Origin of the sequence: Streptomyces sp. NPDC051243 (assembly GCF_044455405.1) — a bacterium.
Lineage (GTDB): Bacteria > Actinomycetota > Actinomycetes > Streptomycetales > Streptomycetaceae > Streptomyces.
On sequence record NZ_JBITES010000010.1, the window covers coordinates 82,367 to 103,493 of the forward strand.

A 21,127-nucleotide genomic window follows, 5' to 3' on the forward strand; every position below is an offset into this window, starting at 1 on the left:
AAAGGGGGCTGATTCTGCGGGAGCGGGAGCACGGCACAGGAATGTCGGCGACCGCCTCGGCGGCGCTCGCACAGACCTTGTTCACAAGGGGCCCTTCTCGCAGTCGCGTCTCACGAACGCAGCGCGTCCGAGAGGGACTTGACGCCGCCGTGCGCGGTGAGACCTCCGTCCACCGGGATCTCGGCGCCGGTGATGAAGGACGCCTCGCCGGAGAGCAGGAACACCACGAGCGGCGTGATCTCGTCCACGGTTCCGGTGCGGCCGAGCGGGGTCTCGCGGATGTTCGCCTCGCGGAAGGCGGGGGCCGCGGAGGCGGTCATCTCGGTCTCGATGTAGCCGGGGTGGATGGTGTTGACGCGGATGCCGCGCGGGCCGAGCTCCAGGGCGGCCGCCTTGGACAGCCCCCGCAGCGCCCACTTGCTCGCCGTGTAGGCCACCGGATAGTGGCCGGTCAGCGCGGCCGTCGAGCCCACGTTGACGATCGACGAGCCCGGCGGCATCAGCGGCGCCAGGTGCTGGATGCCCAGGAGCGGCCCGGTCACGTTGACGGCATGGACGCGGGCGAAATCCTCCGGACGCACCTCACCGAGGCGGGCCCGCCAGGTGACGCCCGCGTTGTTGACCAGGCCGTGGACATGGCCGTACGACTCCCCGAGCTCGGCGGCGAGTTCGGCCCACCCCTGCTCGCTGGTGACGTCGAGCCGGCGGCACCCGGGCGCCGCCGACACATCGGTGGCGATCACCCGGGCGCCCTCGCGGGCCAGCGCCTCGACCTCGGCGGCGCCCTGGCCACGGGCCGCTCCCGTGACGACCACGACCTTGCCGGCCAGCCTCTTGGGACGCGGCTCGCTCACGGCCGCTCCCGGCTGCGGCGGCGGCCCGCCGGTACCGGCACCGGATCCACCCCCGCCACCACCGTGTTGGACACCGAACCGATGCCCTCCACGGTGAGCGTCACCGTGTCGCCGGGCTTCAGCGGCGGCGGGTCCTGCCGGCCGCGCACACCCCACAGCTCGGCCAGGCAGCCGCCGTTGCCGCAGGTCCCGGAGCCGAGCACGTCCCCGGGACGCACCCAGGTCCCGCGCGAGGCGTACGCGACCATCTCCTCGAAGGTCCAGCTCATGTTGGACAGCAGGTCCTCGCCGACGACCCGGCCGTTGACCTCGGCGGTCAGGGCGAGCCGCAGGAAACCGTCCGCGTCCCGGTACGGCTCCAGCTCGTCGGCGGTGACGAGGTACGGGCCCAGGGTGGTGGCGGTGTCCTTGCCCTTGCACGGGCCGAGCCCCACCTTCATCTCCGCCGACTGCAGATCACGGGCGGACCAGTCGTTGAAGACCGTGTAGCCGACGATGTGGTCGCGGGCCTGCTCGGGGGTGAGGTCACGACCCTCACGGCCGATCACCGCGGCGACCTCCAGCTCGAAGTCGAGCACGGCCGATCCCGGCGGCACGGGGATGTCGTCGTGCGGGCCGTACACCGCGTAGGGGTTGGTGAAGTAGAAGGTCGGGGCCGCGTACCAGCGCTCCGGTACCCCGGCCGTCCCGTCCACCGAGCGCCGTACGCCCTCCACATGCTCCTCGAAGGCGACGAAGTCCCGCACGGTGGGCGGCTGGAGGGGCGGCAGCAGTCGTACGTCCGACAGGGGGACGGCCTGCCCCACGGGGCGGGCGCCGAAGGCGTCGAGCGGGGAGGTGCCGTCCGGCAGGGCCCGGACGACGGTGTCCTCCACGACCCCGCAGTGACGGCGCCCCTCGTACAGGTAGCTGGCGATGCGCAACGGTCGACGCCCCTCACACCGGCGGGGCGACGAAGCAGCCGCGGTCGACGTCGTTGAACGACTCCTTGGCGACCAGCTCGTTCATCGGGTTCGCCGTGCCCCACTGGTCGGTGACCTCGGGCTGGGAGAAGTCGTACACGTGGGGGTGCCAGGTGTCCTCGTCCAGCTCCTCCAACTCGGTGGTGTACTCGACGGTGTTGCCGTGCGGGTCGAGGAAGTACGTGAACGTGTTGTCCCCGGCCATGTGCCGCCCGGGACCCCAGATCTTCCGCACCCCCGCCCGCATCACCCGGCCGGAGCCGCGCATGTACTCGTCCAGGCCCCGCATCTCGAAGGAGATGTGGTGCAGGGAGGTGTGCGGGCACTGGGCGATGGCCATCGAGTGGTGCTGGTTGCTGATCCGCATGAAGTGCATGACCTCGCCCATGTGCGGCGAGCTGAGGGTGTCGGAGAGACGGAAGCCGAGGTGGGTCTCGTACCACGCACGCGTCTTGTTCAGGTCGGGGGAGTTGAGCACCACGTGCGAGAGCCGGACCGGAATGGCCTCCTTCTCCTCGATACGGCGGTGCCGGCGCGCCTCGACATCCGCGGAGACCTCGATGGTGCGGCCGTCGCCGTCGAAGAAACGGAAGCCGTAGCCGCCCCCAGGGGTGTCGATCTTCCCCGGCTGCGAGACCAACCGCACGCCTTGGGACAGCAGTCGCTCGGCGAGCGCGTCCACGTCGGCCGGGCTGCCCGCGCCGTAGGAGACCAGGTCGAGGCGCTTCTCGTCGGCCTTGCGCAGCCGCACGACGTATTGCTCGGGCGAGCCTTCGGCGGCGAGGAAGGAGATGCCGGAGTCCTCGGCGACCTTGGTCAGGCCCCAGACGCCGGCGTAGAAGTCGAGTTGCCTGTCGTAGTCGGGTACGGCGAGGTCGACGTGCCGCAGGTGGGTGAGCAGACGGTTGCTCATGGGGGGTGCCTCCTCAGGCGAGGTTCAGCAGGGCGGCGGCGTTGCCGCCCCGCACCGCGTGGAAGTCGTGGTCGGGCAGGCCGGCCGCGCGCAGCGCGCCCAGCGGGTCCTCGGTGCCCATGTCGAAGGGGAAGTCGGAACCGAGCAGGACCCGGTCGGCGCCGGCGACGCGGATCAGCTCCCGCAGGACGTACGGATCGTGGACGAGGGAGTCGAAGTAGAGCCGGCTCAGGTAGCTGCTCGGCTCCCGTGAGCAGCCCTGGGCGTCGGGGCGGGCCCGCCAGGCGTGGTCGGAGCGGCCGATGTGGGTGGGCAGGTAGCCGCCGCCGTGCGCGGCCACCAGCTTCAGGCCCGGATGGCGGTCCAGGACGCCGGAGAAGATCAGATGGGACAGGGCGACGGCGTTCTCGGTGGGCTGGCCGACGGTGTTGGACAGGTACCACCGGTCGAGGCGCTCGTCGAGCGTGCAGCCGAACGGATGCAGGAAGACCAGCGCGCCGGTCTCCTCCGCGCGCGTCCAGAAGGGCGCGAGCCGGCGGTCGGACAGCTCGACCTCCCGTGTCCCGTCCGCGCCCGGGGCGTGCGAGGAGATCTCGACGCCCTTCAGTCCCTGCTCCAGCGCGTGGTCGAGCAGCGCCACCGCGAGGTCGGGGTGCTGGAGGGGGACGAGGCCGAGGCCGTGCAGGCGGTCGGGGGCCTTGGCGCAGTGCGCGGCGGTCCCCTCATTTGCCAACCGGCAGACACGGGCGGCCAGTTCCGGGTCGGCCCAGTAGTGGTAGTGGCCGGGCGAGGGGCTCACCAGCTGCAGGTCCACGCCGGCCTCGTCCATGGCGGCCAGGCGTACGGCGACGTCCGTCAGCCTCGGTACGCGCGCGCCCACCATGGGGCCGTTCACGGCGAGGGCCGCCGGGCCGTTGCGGCGGGCGTCGAGGTCACGGGCCCCGGCGAGACCGGGGTGTCCGGCCACGGCCTCCTCGATCTCCGGGAGCAGGAGGTGGGCGTGGACGTCGATGGTCGGCGCGGAGGATGCGGTGGTGGTCACGGGCGCTCCTTGAGGAGGTTCATGGTGCGGCCGATCAGCCCGGGCACATCGGCGTCGCGCACGCGGTCCAGCTGCCACTGGCCGATCTGCACCGACGCGTCGACGACGGTGCGCACCCGGGGGACACGGCGGTCGTAGTAGGCCTGGAACAGCTCGTCGTCCCACTCCCGACCGCTGGTCAGCAGCTCGGCGAGGACGGAGGCGTCTTCCAGGGACATCGCCGCGCCCTGCGCGACGGTCGGCGGGCAGCAGTGGGCGGCGTCGCCGACGAGCACGACCCGGCCGCGGTGCCAGGAGCCCTCGACCAGCATGCGGTTGAACCAGGTGTAGTTGACCTTCGCCGGGTCGGTGATGTGCTCGGTGATCTCCGGCCAGGCGCCGCCGTAGGCCTGCGCCAGGCGGCGCATCTCGTCGGCGTAGGCGGCCGGGTCGACGGCGGCGCGGGCGCGGCACGCCTCGACGACGTAGGCGTAGAGGGTGTGCTCGCCGGTCGGGGTGTAGCCGGCGATGTAGGCGGGGCCGCCGTAGGCGAGGTCGGTGCGGGTCACGCTCTCGGGGCGTGGGGCGGCGATGCGCCAGATGGCCATGCCGGTGGGCTCGGGTCTGTCGGTGATGCCGATCGCGGCGCGGGTGGCGGAGCCCAGGCCGTCGGCGCCGATCACCAGGTCGTAGTGGCCTTCGCTGCCGTCGCTGAAGCGGACGGAGACACCGTCGGCGTCCTGCTCCAGCGCCTCGGCGGTGGTGCCGAGCCGGACGGTGGCGCCGGAGGCGCGGACCGCGTCGATGAGGATCTGCTGCAGCTGGGGGCGCTGCATGCCGAGGGTGGCGGGCAGGTCTTCCCCGCCGGTCTGGATGTCCTCGGCGACGAACAGAACGGTGCCGTCGGGAGCGGTCACGCCCAGTGAGCCGAAGGGGTATCCGGAGGCTTCCACCTGTTTCCACACACCCAGTTCGCGCAGGACCCGCAGGGCGTTGCCCTGGAGGGTGATGCCGGAGCCGGTGGTGGCGTTCCAGTCGGGCTTGGCCTCGATCAAGTCGACGGCGATGCCGGCGCGGCGCAGCAGGACGGTGACGGCGTTGCCGGCGGCGCCCCCGCCGATGACGAGGACGGTGCGGGTCCCCCCAGCCGGTGGCTGGGGGAGGGTGCGGCTGTCGGTCATGTCGGGGTCCCTCCCGAGGTTGGGCCGCGCGGCGTCGGGCGGCTGGGGGTGCGGGGATGCGGCGGGTGCGGTGCGTGTGGGCCTCGGCTGCTCCGAGTGCGGGCCGGACGATCTCGGTGGATACTCGAAGTCGGTGGTGTGAGCGGCCACCCGGCAGTGAGCGGACTGGCGGGTGGCCAGGGGGTTGGACGCACTGCCGGGGCGGGGGCGCCGGCAGCCGGGCGCTACTTGACGGCGATGGGGTTGACGGGGGAGCCGACGGCCCCGGTGATGGGCAGCGGGGCGGCGGTGAGCCAGAACTCGTATACGCCGTCACCGGCGCAGTCCTCGGCGAGGAGCTCCAGGTCCCACATCTCGCCGATCAGCAGCCCCATGTTGGGGATGACGACCTGGTGCAGGGGCTGGAAGGCGTTCTCGAACTCGTTCGGCCGTACCTCGAAGCCCCAGGTGTCGGTGGCGATCGCGGCGATCTCCGTACGGTGCAGCCAGCCGGCCGTCGTGAAGGACAGGCCCGGCGCGGGTCCGCCCGCGTAGTCGCCCCAGCCGTCGCGGCGCACCCGGGCCAGCTGCCCGGTCCGTACGACGACGATGTCACCGCGTCCGACGGTCACCCCGTGCGCCTCGGCGGTCGCGGCCAGGTGCTCCTCGGTGACGGCGAACCCGTCGGGCAGCTCGCCGCTCTCACCGCCCTCGCCGACCACGCGGCCCACGTCCAGCAGGACGCCACGCCCGGCGACGTACGGCGCCATGTGCTCGATGCCGGTGACGAGGTCGCCGTCGGAGGTGACGACCTTCTCCGCCGCCCGTCCGTTCCAGGCGTTGCCGTGGTCGAAGATGTGCCCGAGCCCGTCCCACTGGGTGGAGCACTGCAGCGGCATCGCGATCACGTCGTCGGCACCACCGATGCCGTGCGGGAAGCCCTGGTTGCCCAGCGCCGCGTCGGTGCCGGTGTCGAGCATCGTGTGCACGGGGTTGGTGCGCCGGCGCCAGCCCTTCTGCGGCCCGTTCATGTCGAACCGCTGCGCGAGTGAGAAGCTCACGCCCCGCCGCACCAGCGCGGCGCCCTCGCGGCGCTTGGCCTCGTCGAGGAAGTTGAGGGTGCCGAGCACGTCGTCCTCGCCCCAGCGCCCCCAGTTGGAGTAGGCCTTGGCGGCCTCGGCGATCGCGCCCTCGGGGTCCTGCCGGTTCAGCCTCATCGCCGCACCTCCTCCACGCAACGCGTGCGCTGTACGCCCAGACCGGTGATCGACCCCTCCATGACGTCGCCGTCGCGCAGCAGCCGTCCCCAGTGCATGCCGTTGCCGGCCGGGCTGCCGGTCAACACCAGGTCACCGGGCAGAAGCCGGGCGGTCTGCGAGATGTACGACACCAGCCGCGCGACGCCGAAGAGCATGTCCTTGGTGGACTCGTCCTGCATGGTGTCGCCGTTGAGCCTGAGGGTGACCCGCAGGTCGCCGGGGTCGGCGATCGACTCGGCGGGGACGAGCCAGGGCCCGAGCGGTGTGAAACCGGGGGCGTTCTTGCAGCGCAACCAGTCGGTGCCGATGGCCTTCATGTCCCGGCGGAAGACGGTGGCGCGGTCGGTGAGGTCGTTGGCGATGGTGTACCCGGCGACGTACTCCAGGGCCTCCTCGACGGACACCCGGTGGGCGGGCCTGGCGATGACGGCCGCCAACTCCAGTTCCCAGTCGGGCTGTTCGGCCCAGGCGGGCAGGACGACATCGTCGTACGGACCCGCGACGGTGCTGGGCAGGCCGATGAACACGTACGGCAGGTCCTCGGCGGCCCGCCGGTCCATGACGGCGGCGATCTCGGCCCGCGCCTCCTCGACCGTGCGCGGGTCGTCGGGGGAGCGGTGGGCGACCTCCAGGTCGATCACGTGCTGCCGGTAGTTTGCACCGGACTGGAAGATCTGCCGGGGCTCGACGGGGGCGTGCACCCGCAGTCCCTCCAGCGGCTGCCACTCCTGGGCGTCGTCGTCCGCCAGGGCACGGAGCGCGGGGAGCGTCTCCTCCCACCGCTCCAGCAGGGCACGCACCTCGGACGGCGACCAGTCCAGGGCCCGGCCCAGGTCGAGCACCCGGCCCTTGGCCAGGAGACCGGGGAACGGGTCCCCGTCCGGCGCGGAGAACGTGCCGAGCGCGAACGGGCCGGCAGGTTGCGCGAGCGTTGCCATCAGATTTCCTCCTGCTGGGTTGCGGTCTACTCTGACCCCGTTCGACTGATCACGGAAATCAATCCTGTGGATGCATGGCATCCACAGCATGGATGACTCTCTTGTCAGGTGGTGCCCGGTGAACCTGTCCCGACTCGACCTCAATCTGGTCGTCGCCCTGCGGGCGCTGCTGGAGGAGCGCAATGTCACCCGGGCCGGCGAGCGCATCGGACTCAGCCAGCCGGCGATGAGCGCGGCACTGTCCCGGCTGCGCCGCCATTTCGACGACGAACTGCTCGCCCGGACCGGAAACGCCTATGAACTGACCCCGCTCGGCGTCGCGTTGCGGGACCGCAGCGCCACCGCCTGCGACCTGCTGGAACGCGTCTTCTCCAGCCAGGCCGACTTCGACCCGGCCGCCGAGACACGCGAGTTCACCCTCCTCGCCTCCGACTACAGCGCGGCCGTGTTCGGCGCCGCCCTGTCCCGCGCCGTCCACCGTGAGGCCCCCGGCATCCGTCTCACCTTCCAGCACCCGGCGCCCTCCGTCACCGAGAACACCGCGGCCCTGCTGAGCACGGTCGACGGACTGCTGATGCCGCACGGCGTCATCGACGGTTTCCCCGCCGTCGACCTCTACCAGGACCGTTGGCTGTGCATGATCGCCGACGACCACCCCGAGGTCGGCGACGCCCTCACCCTCGACCACCTGGCCCGGCTGCCCTGGGCCGTCTACCAGCGGCCGTACGACGCCCCCGCCGCCCGTCAGTTGAGCATGCTCGGCATCAGCCCTCACGTGGAGGTCTCCGTCCAGACCTTCCAACTGCTGCCGTACATGGTCGAGGGCACCCGCAGGGTCGCGATGATCCAGGAGCGGCTGGCGCGTCGCGCGGTGCGTTCGGCGGGGGTGCGGGTGTTGCCCTGTCCGTTCGAGGCGGTGCCGGTGCAGGTGGCGTTGTGGTGGCATCCGGTGCACGCGCAGGACGCGGCGCACATCTGGCTGCGGCAGAAGGCGGCGGAGGTGGGGGCGACGTTGATGGAGGAGGGCGGTGACCTGCGGTGAGCGAAGCCGCAAGCCGATACCGCCCCACGCCTCAACGCGCGTTGCCGTCAGGCCAGTCGCTCCGGCAACGGCTGTGCATCGACCGTCCCGGCCCGCCGCCGACCGGCAGTCCACAACCCCGCCGCAAGCAGCGCCGCAGCCACCCCCAGCACCCCCACCGCTCCCGCGAGGCTGCCGACCGCCGACTCCCCGGCGAGCAGCACCAGCGGACAGACGAACTCACCCCCGAAGAAGGCCGCCATCCACAGCCCCGTCCCCCGGCCACGGTCCTCGAACGCCAGCCGGGACATGGCACTGGTGAGAAGGGCGGGCAGCAGCATCCCCGTCCCCAGACAGTTGATCACCGCTCCGACGACCAGCAGCGGCACGTTCCCCGCCAGGAACATCACCCCGAACCCGGCCGCGCAGAGCGCGAAGACGCCGGGCAGCAGCGGATCGGGCGAGCGCTTCGACCGGGCGAAGACGACGGCCCCGCCCACGGTGGCGGCACTCGCGATCGCGGTGGCCAGACCGATCACCCCGGTGTTCTCCACGCCGAGGTCGTCGAGCAGGTACGCCATCTCCACCGGGACGGTGTAGAAGACCATCGCCCCGAAGAAGGTGAGGGCACAGATTCCCGCCAGTCGCCGCCAGGGGAAGGGACGTCGGGCCGTCGGGCCTGAGGCTCCGGCTGCGGCTTCGTCGATGGCCGCGCGGGCCGCCGGGTTCGGCAGCGCGGAGGCCATCAGCGGCGCGAGGACCAGGCTCACGGCGTAGAGCCAGAAGGGCACCTTCCAGCCCGCCGCGCCCACGGCTCCGCCGAGCACGAAGAAGACGGTGGCCGACGCGGAGGCGCACATCGTCTGCAGCGCGAGGTACTTCACCCGGCGGTGACCGCTGTAGTAATCGCCGATCAGGGTCGTGCAGCAGGTCATGATGGCGGCCTCGGCGACCCCGACCAGGGCCCGGCTGGCGATGATCGCGCCCAGCGAGTCCAGCCAGAGCGGAGCGGTGCCGAACACGGCGTACAGGACGGTGGTGACGATCAGCAGCCGTTTGCGTCCCAGCCGGTCCACGATCACCCCGGCGAACGGAGCGAGCAGCGCCAGCGACAGTGCCGGCACGGTGAGCGCGAGCGGGACGAGCGCCTTGGCGCCCGGGGTCGAGGCGAAGTGGTCCTGCATCTTCGGCAGCACCGGGGCGATCAGCACGGCACCCAGAATGGGCAGACAGCTCCCGGCCATCAGCAGGGTCACGCGCAGCAGATGAGCGGGGCCCGACACGGCGACGGGCGGCGGCGCGGCGTCGTCGACCGCCGAGGCGGGCGGGGGCGGGGACACGGAACCGGGCATGGCGACTCCAGGGGACGGTGTGCGGGAGCGGGCATGCCTTTCACGGGCGCCGACGGCGCACGGCATGCATGTGGATGCCCACACGTCGGACGCGGTGGGCGACCGCACCCCAGCGGCTGGTCCGGACAGCGGCGTGCGGGTAGGACGACTATGGGCCGTCCGATTCCCCGCCGCCATCCTCCGGGCGATCCGAATCCCGGATCCGATCCATCCATGCCGTGGATGACCCTGGGGAAGTGCCTGGCCTGCGCGGACCTGCCAGGTCAGCGCGGCTCAGCGCGCGGCAACCCCGACCGTCAGACCGAAACCGATCAACACGACGCCGGTTGTCCGGCCGAGCACCCGGCGGACCCGTGGCCTCTCCAAGACCGAAGCGGCTTTGGAGAGGAGGAGCACGTAGCCTCCCAGCCAGACGAGGGTGAGGACGGCGTGGAGGAGTACGAGGAGCGTCATCGCCCAGGTGGCGGGCAGGCGGGGCAGGGCGAGGGTGGGGAGCAGTCCGGTGTAGAAGACGGCGATCTTCGGGGTGAGGAGGTTGGTGACCAGGCCGGTGCGCCAGGCGTTCCCGACAGTGGCGGGGGCGTGTGGGGCAGGCGTTCCCGACAGTGGCGGGGGCGTGTGGGGCAGGGGCGTGTGGGGCAGGGGGGCGTGGGGCAGAGGTATGGGCTGCGATGCGGCGGTGCTGCCACAGTGCCTGCCCGCCCAGGAACACGAGGTAGGCGGCGCCCAGGAGCTCGACGGCCAGGTACGCCCCGGGCGAAGCGGCCGGCACCGCCGCGAGGCCGGCCGCGGTGAGCATGCCCAGACCCAACCCGGTCACGATCCCGCCCACGGTGCGCAGCGCGTCCCCGGGGCCGACCGCGACGGCACGCCCCGTGACCACGGCCATGTCGGGTCCGGGCATGACCGTCAGGAGGCCGAGCACACCGAGTGCGGCGGTGAGGTGGGTCAGCATGGCGTCTCGAGAAGGAAACGTTCTTGGCGATGTGCGACCTGCACCGACTGCGCCTGCTGCGCGAACTCAAGCACCGCGGCACGCCGGCGGCGGTCGCCGCGGCCCTTTCCTAACCCCCCCTCCTCGGTCTCCCAGCAGCTGTCCCAGTTGGAGGCCGAGGTCGGCGTACGGCTGCTGGAACCGGTCGGGCGGCGGGTACGGCTGACCGAGCAGGCGGAGATCCTCGTGGCCCACACCGAGGCGGTGCTGGAACGCCTGGAGCGCGCGGAGGCGGACATCGCCGCCTCACTGACCGACCTGACCGGCACCCTGCGCATCGCCTCGTTCCAGACGGCCGCCCTGACCCTGGTACCGACCGCGCTCGGCCTGCTGCGTGAACTGCACCCGCACCTGCGCGTCCACATCACGCAGATGGAACCGGAAAGGGCTCTGCCCGCCCTGCAGGCCCGTGACTTCGACCTGGTCCTGGCCGAGGAGTACCCCGGCAACCCCAACCCGCGGCCCGCCGGACTCGAAGAGGAGGACACGCTCGACGACCCCCTCCACCTCGCGCTGCCCGGGCATTCCGACGGCTCGGTCACGGACCCCGCCGACACCCTGCCGGCGGCGCTGCGCTCGCTGGCCGACCATCCCTGGGTGATGGAACCGGAAGGCACGGCAGCCCGGCACTGGGCCATGACCCTGTGCCGCAACGCGGGCTTCGAACCCGACGTACGGTTCGAGACCACCGACCTTCTCCTCCACGTCCGCCTGGTCGAGCAGCGGCACGCCGCCGCCTTCCTCCCCGACCTCGTCTGGAGCGGGCAACCTCCCACGGTCCCCCTGCGGCAACTCCCTCGCGGCCAACGCAAACGCCGAGTGTTCACCGTCGTACGCCGAGGCCGCGGCCGCCATCCAGGAGTCCTGGCCTGCCGGAACGCCCTCCACCGGGCAGCCGCAGGCTGACAGGGAAGTGCCGGGCCCGGATACCCGGGCCCGGCAGAGGGTCAAACTTTCCTGGCTGGGGTAATCAGCCGTGCTTCTTGGAGTCCTCGTGGTGGTCGGACTTCTCGTGGTGGTCGGACTTCTTGTGGTGGTGAGGCTTGGAGGGCTTGGAAGGGAGTTCCGGCTTGGCGGGGAGAGAGGGCTTGGACGGCAGCTCCGGCTTCGAGGGAATGGCCGGCTTGGAGGGGAGTTCCGGCTTGGAGGGGAGTGCAGGCTTGCTGGGCTTGGAAGGCAGCTCCGGCTTGGTCGGGATGGCGGGCTTGGAAGGAAGTTCCGGCTTGGTCGGCTTCGCGGGGATGGCAGGCTTGGACGGCAGCTCCGGCTTGGCAGGGAGTGCAGGTTTGGAAGGGAGTTCCGGCTTGACGGGCAGAGCGGGCTTCGCGGGGATCGCCGGCTTCACGGGGATCGCGGGCTTCGCGGGGATCGCGGGCTTCTCTGGGAGTGCAGGCTTGGAGGGCAGTTCCGGCTTGGCGGGAAGGACCGGCTTGGTCGGGAGTTCCGGCTTGACCGGCTTGACCGGGAGCACGGGCTTTGCCGGGAGTTCCGGCTTGACCGGGTAGGCGGGCTTGGCGGGGAGTTTCGGCTTCGCGGGGAGAACAGGCTTGACCGGGAGTTCTGGCTTGACCGGCTTGACCGGCAGTTCGGGCTTGACCGGGAGCACGGGCTTGGCCGGGAGCTCCGGCTTCACCGGGTAGGCGGGCTTCACCGGCTTGACCGGCAGTTCGGGCTTGGCCGGGAGCTCCGGCTTGACCGGCTTGACCGGGAGCACGGGCTTGGCCGGGAGCTCCGGCTTCACCGGGTAGGCGGGCTTCACCGGCTTGACCGGCAGCTCAGGCTTGGCGGGAAGCACAGGCTTGACCGGCTTGACGGGGTACACCGGCTTCTCGGGCTTGACGGGGTACACCGGCTTCTCGGGCTTGACGGGGTACACCGGCTTCTCGGGCTTGACGGGGTACACCGGCTTCTCGGGCTTGACCGGGTAAGCGGGCCTCTCGGGCTTGACGGGGTATACCGGCTTCTCGGGCTTGACCGGATACGCGGGCTTCTCAGGCTTGACCGGGTACACCGGCTTTCCGGGGTGCACCGGCTTTCCCGGGTGCACCGGATACGCGGGCTTCGCCACATGCGCAGGGTGGGCGGGCTTGGCCGGGTACGGCGGGTAGGGGGTGGTGTGGTCCTGGGCGCCGGCGGGGCCGGCGCTCCCCAGCGCGGCTGCGGCGAGTGCGGCAGCCATGGCCGCCGGCGTCAGAACAGATCGCCATCTCGGCGATGTTGTCATTGTCTCCACTCTCCTCGACTTGGTTCAGGGCCTCATGACGGGTGGTCAGCACCAAGAGCCGGACAGTGGAATGGATAGGAAATAAGGTGATATGAATAACCCTGTAGCGGTCATAAGCCACCGGATGGTGTAGTGCCAGGGGTCAGCACCGCAGTAGGAAATTCCGCCAGAAGATGCCGATACGCGCGCCGCACGCCGGCAACGTCGGCCACTGCGGCCAGTGGCCGACTCCGGCTACACCGTGTTGGAGGCTCCGCGTCGTGGCGAGTTCCTGCGTGCCGGAGCAATCGCGCAGGCGTGACGCGGGCCGCTTCCCGCCGCCTCGGTCGAGAATCGGCGAGTCCGTGCTCTTCGATTTGGCGGTCGTGTCTCTGTGCTGTCTCGTTCACGGTGGAACGGAGGCGGACCCGGAGAACGTCACAGGCCGGTCGTCCGGTGGTGAGAGGCTGGCACTGATCCGGTGCCGGCGGGAATGATCAGGCCCCATGGGAACACGGGGACGGCGCCGCCCGAGGTGCCGGAGTGGTGGGTGAACAGGGACGAGGCGGCTGCCGTCATCAAGGCCGTCCAACGCCGAGGACGGAGGCCGGGCGGGATGGGCGCATGGCGAATCGCGGCTCCCTCCCTTGGCGAGGCTGCGGGGGTGCCGGGCCGCTCTGGCCGCCGCGGAGCGGTGGCTGGTCGGCCTGCTGATGCATGGCCGTGTCGACGCCGCCGAGTGCCGGCGGAGGATGGGAGCACTGGCGCGCGGAGATCGCGTCCCGGGGCGGGACGGCTGATGGGCGTGGTCCGCACAACCAAGGACGGCGTCTCCTGGAAGGACGGGGCCCAGCTCGAAGCCCTGGACATAGCGGTCAGCCCCACCGACCCCGGCGTCATCCTGGCCACCACGGCCGAGGGAGTCGCCCGCAGCAGCGACGGCGGGAAGACCTTCGCCCAAGGGCGCAAGCCTGTGATGGCCTTCCTTTCATGGAGCATGAAGGACGCCCTCTACGGCATCGACACCTCCGGCGGCCTGAACCGCAGTACGGATGGCGGCAGCACGTGGAAGACGGTCTCCATCGTGCCGGGCGGTCAGCCGCAGGCGCTCACGGCTGTCTCCGCCGAGCACGTCCTCGCCGCCACTCGAACCGGGGTGTTCGGGTCGAAGGACGGCGGCAGAACGTTCAAGAAGCGCCTGGCCGTCACATCGAGCGGAGGCCACTGATCGGTCGAGTGCCGCGACCTGAAAGGCCTGGCGAGACTCTCCGAGCGGCGTGACGCCGGAGGGGAGGGCCGGCGACGGGCGGTCAGGCGGCCATTATGACGAGCATGGCGCACATAGTGCCGCCCATGCCGATATGGACCGTCAGGGCCGCTCCCGGTGACGTGCCCGGCGGGCGACGGCGGCTCCGGTTGCCTCCCGCCGCATGGGCCCGGCGCTTGGCACCTCCCACGCGAGTCCTGTCCCAGACGGAGAGGGCCAGGGAGGCGACGAACACCACGATCGCGTCGGGCGGGGCGAGCAGCCGTCGCTGCACCTGCACGGTCACACCTACCAGCTCGGGGCCAGCGGCTCGCGCAAGGACACCTCGATCGTGCTGCCGAAGAAGAAGCTGTCCGTCGTCTTCGACGCCGACAACCCCGGCCAGTGGATGCTGCACTGCCACAACTCATACCACGCAGAGGTCGGCATGATGGCACTGGTCGCCTATGAGGCCTGACCGCCGGCGCAGGGCCTGGCAGCGGGGTCGGCCCGTTCGGCCGGCCCCGGCACTGGGACGTGGGCGGCGGGCCGTCGACTCGGATCGGGAGTTCGTGGCGTTCTCGCCGCGGGAAGGCGGGGACCGGATCAGGAAGGCGGTGACCTGCGCGGGGCATGACCGGCCCGGTCCGTGGCACGCGGTTCCGTATGAACCACAGCGCTCTCCCTTCGGACCACAGCACCCAGTGCACCGAACCGGTCACGGCGGTCTTCACCTGGAAGGTGCGCCCCGGCAGGGAAGCCGAATTCGAGCAGTGGACCCGTGGCATCACCCGTATCGCGTCGCGGTTCCCCGGCAACCAGGGGGTCGCCTGGCTGCGCCCCGAAGGCGGGCACCGCTTCCACGCGGTGGTGCACTTCGCCGACCCGGAGCGGCTGTCGCAGTGGCTGACGTCCCGGGAACGGGCGCAGTGGCACGCACGGATCGAGGGCATCGCCACCGAGATCAGCGGCGAGCGGCAGTCGACCACCGGGATGGAGAGCTGGTTCAGCCTGCCCGGCACGACGGTCCACTCCCCGCCCCGCTGGAAGATGGTGCTGACCACGTTCCTCGCGGCCTATCCGCTCGTTCTGCTGGTGCAGTGGCTGCTCGTGCCCCACACGACCGGCTGGCCGCTGCCGCTACGCGCGGTGATCTTCCCGGCGGCACTGCTGCCCACGCTGACCTATGTGCTGATGCCGTGCCTCAGCCGACTGCTGCGACTGTGGCTCTATCCCCCGCCCTCGCCTTAGTCAGCGGTTCGGTCTCCGCGGCTCGTCTGAAGATCGATTACGGGAGGGACCGCAGCTGAGCGCCCTTGTCCGCCAAGGGTGCGGTCAAGGACGACGGCGACTACCTGATGCTGGAGATCAACTGTGAGGACCTCCCCGAGGACAATGTGGGCCCCGTTGCCTCGATGTTCTACGGGTTCAGCGTGTTCTACTGCATGACCACGTCCCTCGCGAGCGGCGGAGCCGCCCTCGGGACGTGCGGTATGCCCGAGGCGGTCGTACGCCGTCTGTGCGCCGAGGCCGGCTTCGGCGACGTGGCACGTCCACCGAGTCGTGCCGGGACAGCACCCAGGTGGCGCGGCGGCGCTCGGTGGGCAGCTCGCCCTCGCCGGGCAGCCGGATGCCGCCTGTGCTGATCACCACCGCCGCGTCGGAGCGACAGGCGGTGGCCTTGTTCACGAGAACCGGCTCTGGTCCACTTCTTGTGGTCGCGTACGCAAGGTGACTGTTGATCTCCGCGTCATGCCGGTTGAGGTCGCCCGAAAATCGCTCGGCTGGAATGGGGTGTAGTCGACAGTCCTTCGCCGTGAACGAAGTGCTGCCGCAGCTGGATGAACCCTGCTGTTCTCCTCGATCGACGGTGTGTCCGTGGAGTCGGTCGAGGTGACCGACACGGTCGTCAGGATCGAGGCCCGGGCGACGGCCAGGCGTGCGGTCTGCCCGAGGTGTGGGTGCTGGTCAGATCGAATACATGGCTCCTCTGCGCTTTCCCCGTGATCTGCCAGCAGCCGGCAAGTTCGTCCCATTGATCACTCACCGCGACGGCGTCACAAGAAGTGGACCAGAGCCGGTTCTCGTGAACAGAACCAAGGCGGCGACGACCCCGTTCAGCACCTCGCGCACGGCCTGTGCGCGGCCGTCGGCGACACGGCTGTCGTCGTCCTGGCCCGCGGCGGCCTGGGTCTGGCGCTGTTGGCCGCGTTGCAGCACTTGCCGCCGCGCCGGCGTGCGGTCCTGATCCTGCTGACTGCGGTGGGCATCAGCCGCAATGTGGTCTTCGGGTCCACTCAGGCGAGGAGTTTCGCGAGCTGGGCCATCTCGGTGGGCGGGTCGATCACCGGCTGGATGAGGAGTTCGTCGATGCCGGCCTGTTCCAGGGTGGCGATGCGGGCGAGGAGGTCGTCGCGGGTGCCGACCAGGGCCAGGGTGTTCATCAGCGAGGGCAGAACCAGGTCCCGGTCCTGTGGTGCGATGCGTCCGAGGTAGTTGGGGTAGAGCTTGGTGTGCCGGTCCGGCGCGGTGGCGGTGGTGCCTCGCCGGTCGAGGAGCCGCCGCACCGCCTCGCGTTCCTCAGGGCTGAGTTGCTCGGCGAATGCGGGTCTTTCGGCGGCTGTGTCGGCGGCGAAGGCCAGCAGCGACAGGACGAGGTGGCCGGTCGCGTCCAGGGCCGCGTCGCCGTGGGGGTCGTCGTCCTCGTCGAGTATGTGGAGCGAGGTGACGACGTAGGAGTCCGTGTGGGAGTCGGGGTCGCGGGGTGTGTCCTGGGCGGTGTGGCGGCGGGCTTCGTGCAGCGCGTGCCAGGCGGTGGGGTCCAGCAGGCCGAAGGAGATGAGGCCGGTGCCGCGGCGGCCGGCGACGGCGGCGGCCTGCGGCCCGAGCGCGGCCACGACGAACTCGATCGGGTCGGCGGTGTTCACGTGTGCCCCGGTGTGCAGGAACCGGATGTCGCGGACCCGGTCACCTTCGCGGTACTCGGTCGAGCGTGCGGCGCACAGGTCCTGCAGTGCGGCGATGAAGTTCTCCAGCCTGGCCGCCGTGGTCGGCCGCATGCCCAGGGTGCGCCGGGCGGTGTTTCCGGTGCCGACGCCGCAGATGATCCGGCCCGGTGCCAGGGCGTTGAGGCTGGCGAGCCCGCTCGCAGCGGCCGGAGCCGAGCGCAGCGCCGGCGAGGTCACGCCGATACCGAGCTTGATGCGGCTGGTGGCCTTCGCACACAGGCTCAAGGCGATGAAGGGATCGCCGTGGACCATCGGGGTGTCGTTGACCCAGAAGCTGTGCAAGCCCAACTCCTCGGCCCGCACGGCGAGGTCTTCCACTCCGGGGTGCGCGCTGACGACGATGCCTGCACGCATCACAACCTCCAAGGTATGCGGATGGAAACCAACTTGCTCAGCATGACAGGTCCCGGCGCAGGGTCGTTGCGGAGTCGCGTGATCTTGTAGCGTCGCAGGTCGCGGCGGCCGTGCCTGACGCAAAGAAGCCCGGTTGATGCAGATGACCTTCCCAAGTCCTCTGCCCGCGACGGAGCTTCGATGTGCATCCACTTGAACCGCACTCGGGTGGACATGGCAGGCTTGCGCGGTGATGGTCGAACTGGCCCTTGGGTATATGAGCTGGGACGATGTGGACCCCGCCCGGCACCCCTTCGACAGCACATCGGCTGCGGAGGTGGTGCGGTCGCTCGAGCCGGCCCGGAGGGTGCCCCGTCGTCCCGAGATCCCCTTCGGTGACCCGGCGATGAGTGCCTGGAGCTGGGAGGAGGGCAAGCCCTGGGCCGATGCCATGTCGCACGCCCTTGGCGAGCACTACGGCCGCTGGGTCGTGGGCTGGCGCTGGGCGCACGACGAAGGGGACTTCGACGGAGGGCCGGTCGGGAACTGGTGCTGCCCACGGGACTCGATCACCACCCCCGAGGAGACGCTCGACCGTGTCATCGCGGCGCTGTGCGAGTGGCGGGCGTGGCTGGAGAGCCTCGCAGGGTGGTTCGAGGCGTACCCGCTGGATCTGGCAGACGTCGAGGACCAGCGGATCCTGTGGGACCGCGCCGCCCGAAACCTGATCCTGCAGGTCGTCGACCGCACCGGCTGCGGCAGCGGCTGGTACGGCCACTGCCATCAGGTGCTGTCCTGGTTCCTCAGCCGTTGGGGCGTCGCAGCCGACCTCGCGCAGGAGCTGGTCGATCAGGCGGTCGGGGGGCGCTTCCAGAGCTGGACCGGCCCCGACCCGGTGTTGGTCGAGGACGTCGCGGAGCGCCTCGCACGATCGCTGCGACCGGACGACGGCGCACGATCCGCCGGGCCCGCGCCGGACCACCTGCAGCGCTGGCTCGCGGTACGCGACGCCGTGCCGTGGGAGCAGGCCCCGGACGGCGGCGGCCAACCGCTGACCCTGTCGCGCGACGGCGCGGCGGAGGACATCCGCGCCTTCGACGGCGCCCTGGACCCCGCTCGGGCCCAGGGCCTGCTCGCTGCACTGGAGTTGCTGCGGGCCGACGCGGCGCGCGGCGCTTGCCTCGACTTCGAGCTGATCCAGCGATGGCAGCAACACGTCCTGGACACACCGCAGCCGCCGCCGTTCCGCAGCATGCCCGCCTTCGCCAAGGGGGGCAGGGAACGCTACGGCATCAGCGCTGACACCCGCGCCCGCCTGGACGCCTGCCTGGCCGACAGTGCGAAGGACGCCGGGCGGCCACTTCCCCTGACCGCCCGGGCCGCACGTGCCTGCCTCGACGTCTGCTTCTTCCATCCCTTCGACGACGGCAACGCACGGGCCGCCTTCCTCACCCTCGTCTTCGTCCTCGCCCGCGAAGGCGTCGTACTCGACGGGGTCAGCCTGCTGCGCCGCGTCACCTTCCAGGCCGACGAGCCCCAGGATGCGCTGATCCTCACCCGGTACATCGACATCCACCTCGAACAGACGCGCCGCAGCGCCGCGTCCCCCCGTTCCTAGCGGGGCAGCGGGGCTTGGTGTGCCCCAGGATCGCAACCGCATGGTGCGGTGGACCGCGTCAGGACAGCGGGGGCAGCTCGCCGCCGGAGGCACCGCCGCTGCCCGAGGACAGCGACTCCTTCATCGCCCGGAAGAAGGACCGGCGCTCCACCACCTGCGCACCCGGCAGTTCGGACAGCGGCTCGGTGCGACGCCCGAAGCCGGCCGGGAGTGAGGGTGGCCCGAGCGCCGTGAACGCCTCGTCGAGGTGGTGCCGCGGATCGCCGGTGCCGCGCAGGACCGCGGTGAGGGGGCGGTAATCCGTCATCCCGTAGGCCGCCGCCAGCGTGGTCGCCCGCTCCACTGCCTCCTGCTGCGTCGGCATCTCGGCCGGGTCGGCCCACCAGGCGTGGGCGGCCACCAGGCGGCCGTCGCGGTAGAGGTGGAGCGTGTTAGTCGGCGCCCTCCTTGACCGCCACCAGGACCGGCCATTTCTCCCCCCGGCTGAACGTGCCGGCCAGCCGGGGCAGCCCGCCCTCACCGAGCAAGGTCCCACGCATGCCCGTGCGACGGCCCGGCGGATCCGCCGAGGACGCGATCTCGACGAACGTGCCGCCGCCGGGTGCCGGGGGGCTGCGTGGCCGCGGTGACCATCTTCTCGTCCACCGGGGCGCCGATGGCTGTGTCCCAGCCCTTGCCGTCGGCGAGGTGATTGAGAAGCTCCTCTATCACCGGGGCGGGGGTGGCGTCGGTCACGGTGAGGACCCACATGCGGTCGGATACGGGTGTCTCGTAAGCGGCCACGGTCCACGCGGTCTCGTGGGCAGGTGTTTCGTGGACGCGCTCGCTGCGCAGGGTCTGGGACTCGTGGATGGCGTGGGTCGTCTCGTCCGACCAGGTCCGTTCCCTGTCAAGTCCAGCGTGTTGCGTTAGTGGGGCGTCACTGTCCAGCAAATCTGGTGCTGGCCGTCGCCCAGGAGGGCGCTGCTGGATATCGGTATGCCGTTTGCCTTTCAGGCCCACCGTCGAGGTGCCCGACGGCGATTTCGGTGATGCCCCCTTCTCCTGGGATTCCTGCGGCAGTCAGCCGAGGTAGAAGTCCTTGCGGACGGCGACGAATTCCTCGACCGTCAGGGGCCGCTTACCGGTGATGCGCTCGACGTCGATAGTCGCCCTGTCGTAACGGTTCGCGCGGTGCAGCTGCGCCATGGTCGCGATGTGCTGCTCGGTGTGCTGCGGCAGGCCCGCGTTCGCGAGTACCTCTGTACGCCACCATTGCAGGGGGACGTCCAGATAGGTCACCGTGCGGCCGAGCGCCTTGGAGAATTCCTGGGCTACTTCGGTCATGTCGAGCGCCCGCGGTCCGGTCAGCTCGTACACCTTCCCGGCGTGCTCCTCGGGGTTGCGCAGGATGGTTGCGACCACTTGGGCGACGTCGTCGGCGGCGACTGGCGAGGTGCGTCCGGTCCCGAACGGCAGCGCCAGCGTGCCGTTCTCGCGGATCGAGCGCGCCGCGAGGGCGGTGAACAGCGGATTGTCGAGGAACGTCGTCGGGCGCACGTGCACCACGGGCAGGCCCGACCAGTCCAGCACCTGCTCCGCCAGCCAGTGCAGCCGTTGCTGGTGGGATTCCGCGGTGCTGGTGGCGGTCATTTGCGACACCGTCATCTGCGACATGTCCACCAGCAGGTCGAGTTCGCCGTGTGCCTTCGCGACCGTGGCCATGACGGTCGCCGCCAGCAGGTGGTCCGGGGACACACTGAGCCCGAAGTACGTCCGGCGGACGCCGTCGAGCGCGGCCGCCACCGTTTCGGGCCGGGTCAGGTCCCCGGTGACGACCTCGGCGCCCCATGCCCTCACCTCGGCCGCGCGCTCGTCCTCGCGGCGGATCAGGACGCGGACCGGCACGTTCTGCGCGCGCAGCCGCTCGGTGACGAGGCGGCCCATGCCGCCGGCGCCGGTGACGAGGACAAGGTCGTGATCAGCCATCGGTGGCTTCCTTTCGGAGGTGTTCGCCCCGGCCAGGTCCTGGCCGTTGCACGGGCGGCAGTGTTGGTGCTCGGCGTCGCCGATCGGTCCTCGCCGAACGGCCGGCCATGATTCCCATGCGGGATCGGCTCGGTGACGGGCACGGCGAGCCGTGGGTAAGGGGATGGGCACCGTGCCCGCGCGGGCTGGTGCTCGTATGAAGATCGGTCGGCGTCGCCTGCGGTCAGATCGAGGTCGCGCCGCCGAAGCAGAAGTCGGGGCTCTCCACGGTCACCAG

At 70.9% G+C, this 21,127-nt stretch carries 19 protein-coding genes and 3 pseudogenes; 7 read left to right on the top strand and 15 right to left on the bottom strand.

Annotated features, from left to right (window positions below):
• Positions 1–110: 110 nt before the first annotated feature.
• The 7 genes from ACIBAG_RS25435 to ACIBAG_RS25465 form a co-directional block, all read right to left on the bottom strand.
• Positions 111–854, bottom strand: coding sequence for an SDR family NAD(P)-dependent oxidoreductase (locus ACIBAG_RS25435; protein WP_399107811.1), 744 nt, complete (start codon positions 852–854; stop codon positions 111–113).
• Positions 851–1,777 (bottom strand): fumarylacetoacetate hydrolase family protein, encoded by a 927-nt coding sequence (locus ACIBAG_RS25440; RefSeq protein ID WP_399107813.1) that lies wholly within the window; start codon positions 1,775–1,777, stop codon positions 851–853. The genes ACIBAG_RS25435 and ACIBAG_RS25440 overlap by 4 nt, the downstream gene beginning before the upstream one ends.
• A gap of 13 nt (positions 1,778–1,790) precedes the next feature.
• Positions 1,791–2,729, bottom strand: coding sequence for a VOC family protein (locus ACIBAG_RS25445; protein ID WP_399107815.1), 939 nt, complete (start codon positions 2,727–2,729; stop codon positions 1,791–1,793).
• A gap of 13 nt (positions 2,730–2,742) precedes the next feature.
• The gene (locus ACIBAG_RS25450; protein ID WP_399107816.1) at positions 2,743–3,771 is read right to left on the bottom strand and encodes an amidohydrolase family protein; all 1,029 of its coding nucleotides are present in this window, start codon (positions 3,769–3,771) and stop codon (positions 2,743–2,745) included.
• Complete coding sequence (locus ACIBAG_RS25455; RefSeq protein ID WP_399107818.1) at positions 3,768–4,931, bottom strand: FAD-dependent oxidoreductase; 1,164 nt, start codon at positions 4,929–4,931, stop codon at positions 3,768–3,770. Before ACIBAG_RS25455 ends, ACIBAG_RS25450 begins: the two co-directional genes overlap by 4 nt.
• Positions 4,932–5,155: 224 nt before the next feature.
• Positions 5,156–6,127 (bottom strand): cyclase family protein, encoded by a 972-nt coding sequence (locus tag ACIBAG_RS25460; protein WP_399107820.1) that lies wholly within the window; start codon positions 6,125–6,127, stop codon positions 5,156–5,158.
• Entirely contained in the window at positions 6,124–7,107 is a 984-nt protein-coding gene (locus ACIBAG_RS25465; RefSeq protein WP_399107822.1) for a fumarylacetoacetate hydrolase family protein, read from the bottom strand. Before ACIBAG_RS25465 ends, ACIBAG_RS25460 begins: the two co-directional genes overlap by 4 nt.
• Positions 7,108–7,225: 118 nt before the next feature.
• Between ACIBAG_RS25465 and ACIBAG_RS25470 the strand changes: the two genes are divergently transcribed.
• A complete protein-coding gene (locus tag ACIBAG_RS25470) occupies positions 7,226–8,149 on the top strand; it encodes a LysR family transcriptional regulator (RefSeq protein WP_399107823.1) in 924 nt (307 codons plus the stop codon).
• Positions 8,150–8,196: 47 nt separating this feature from the next.
• Here ACIBAG_RS25470 and ACIBAG_RS25475 read toward each other — a convergent pair whose 3' ends face one another.
• From ACIBAG_RS25475 to ACIBAG_RS25485, 3 genes and pseudogenes are all read right to left on the bottom strand, one after another.
• Positions 8,197–9,480, bottom strand: coding sequence for an MFS transporter (locus ACIBAG_RS25475; protein ID WP_399107824.1), 1,284 nt, complete (start codon positions 9,478–9,480; stop codon positions 8,197–8,199).
• A gap of 273 nt (positions 9,481–9,753) precedes the next feature.
• Positions 9,754–10,143, bottom strand: coding sequence for a LysE family translocator (locus ACIBAG_RS25480; protein ID WP_399108308.1), 390 nt, complete (start codon positions 10,141–10,143; stop codon positions 9,754–9,756).
• Positions 10,144–10,216: 73 nt separating this feature from the next.
• Positions 10,217–10,435, bottom strand: a pseudogene (locus tag ACIBAG_RS25485) (LysE family translocator); the annotation flags it as partial.
• 29 nt (positions 10,436–10,464) lie between these two features.
• On the opposite strand from ACIBAG_RS25485, the pseudogene ACIBAG_RS25490 reads away from it, so the two are divergent.
• Positions 10,465–11,380: pseudogene (locus tag ACIBAG_RS25490) on the top strand (LysR substrate-binding domain-containing protein).
• 64 nt (positions 11,381–11,444) lie between these two features.
• Here the strand turns inward: ACIBAG_RS25490 and ACIBAG_RS25495 are convergent.
• Positions 11,445–12,653, bottom strand: a complete 1,209-nt coding sequence (locus ACIBAG_RS25495) for a hypothetical protein (RefSeq protein ID WP_399107825.1) — start codon at positions 12,651–12,653, stop codon at positions 11,445–11,447.
• Positions 12,654–13,482: 829 nt separating this feature from the next.
• Between ACIBAG_RS25495 and ACIBAG_RS25500 the strand changes: the two genes are divergently transcribed.
• The 4 genes and pseudogenes from ACIBAG_RS25500 to ACIBAG_RS25515 all read left to right on the top strand — a co-directional run bounded on the left by ACIBAG_RS25500 (position 13,483) and on the right by ACIBAG_RS25515 (position 15,569).
• Positions 13,483–13,905, top strand: a complete 423-nt coding sequence (locus ACIBAG_RS25500) for a WD40/YVTN/BNR-like repeat-containing protein (protein WP_399107826.1) — start codon at positions 13,483–13,485, stop codon at positions 13,903–13,905.
• Positions 13,906–14,212: 307 nt separating this feature from the next.
• Positions 14,213–14,401, top strand: a pseudogene (locus ACIBAG_RS25505) (multicopper oxidase domain-containing protein); the annotation flags it as partial.
• Between the two features lie 188 nt (positions 14,402–14,589).
• The gene (locus ACIBAG_RS25510) at positions 14,590–15,174 is read left to right on the top strand and encodes an antibiotic biosynthesis monooxygenase (RefSeq protein ID WP_399107828.1); all 585 of its coding nucleotides are present in this window, start codon (positions 14,590–14,592) and stop codon (positions 15,172–15,174) included.
• Positions 15,175–15,239: 65 nt separating this feature from the next.
• Positions 15,240–15,569, top strand: a complete 330-nt coding sequence (locus tag ACIBAG_RS25515) for a hypothetical protein (protein ID WP_399107830.1) — start codon at positions 15,240–15,242, stop codon at positions 15,567–15,569.
• A gap of 651 nt (positions 15,570–16,220) precedes the next feature.
• Here ACIBAG_RS25515 and ACIBAG_RS25520 read toward each other — a convergent pair.
• Positions 16,221–17,285: an LLM class flavin-dependent oxidoreductase gene (locus ACIBAG_RS25520; RefSeq protein ID WP_399107832.1), complete on the bottom strand. Its 1,065-nt coding sequence runs from the start codon at positions 17,283–17,285 to the stop codon at positions 16,221–16,223.
• A 256-nt stretch (positions 17,286–17,541) separates the two neighbouring features.
• Between ACIBAG_RS25520 and ACIBAG_RS25525 the strand changes: the two genes are divergently transcribed.
• Complete coding sequence (locus ACIBAG_RS25525; protein ID WP_399107834.1) at positions 17,542–18,882, top strand: Fic family protein; 1,341 nt, start codon at positions 17,542–17,544, stop codon at positions 18,880–18,882.
• A gap of 58 nt (positions 18,883–18,940) precedes the next feature.
• Here ACIBAG_RS25525 and ACIBAG_RS25530 read toward each other — a convergent pair whose 3' ends face one another.
• The 3 genes from ACIBAG_RS25530 to ACIBAG_RS25540 all read right to left on the bottom strand — a co-directional run bounded on the left by ACIBAG_RS25530 (position 18,941) and on the right by ACIBAG_RS25540 (position 20,850).
• On the bottom strand, positions 18,941–19,282 hold the full coding sequence (locus ACIBAG_RS25530) for a hypothetical protein (RefSeq protein ID WP_399107836.1): 342 nt from the start codon (positions 19,280–19,282) through the stop codon (positions 18,941–18,943).
• Between the two features lie 116 nt (positions 19,283–19,398).
• A complete protein-coding gene (locus ACIBAG_RS25535; protein ID WP_399107837.1) occupies positions 19,399–19,884 on the bottom strand; it encodes a DUF317 domain-containing protein in 486 nt (161 codons plus the stop codon).
• 60 nt (positions 19,885–19,944) lie between these two features.
• Positions 19,945–20,850, bottom strand: coding sequence for an NmrA family NAD(P)-binding protein (locus ACIBAG_RS25540; protein WP_399107839.1), 906 nt, complete (start codon positions 20,848–20,850; stop codon positions 19,945–19,947).
• Positions 20,851–21,127 lie beyond the last annotated feature (277 nt).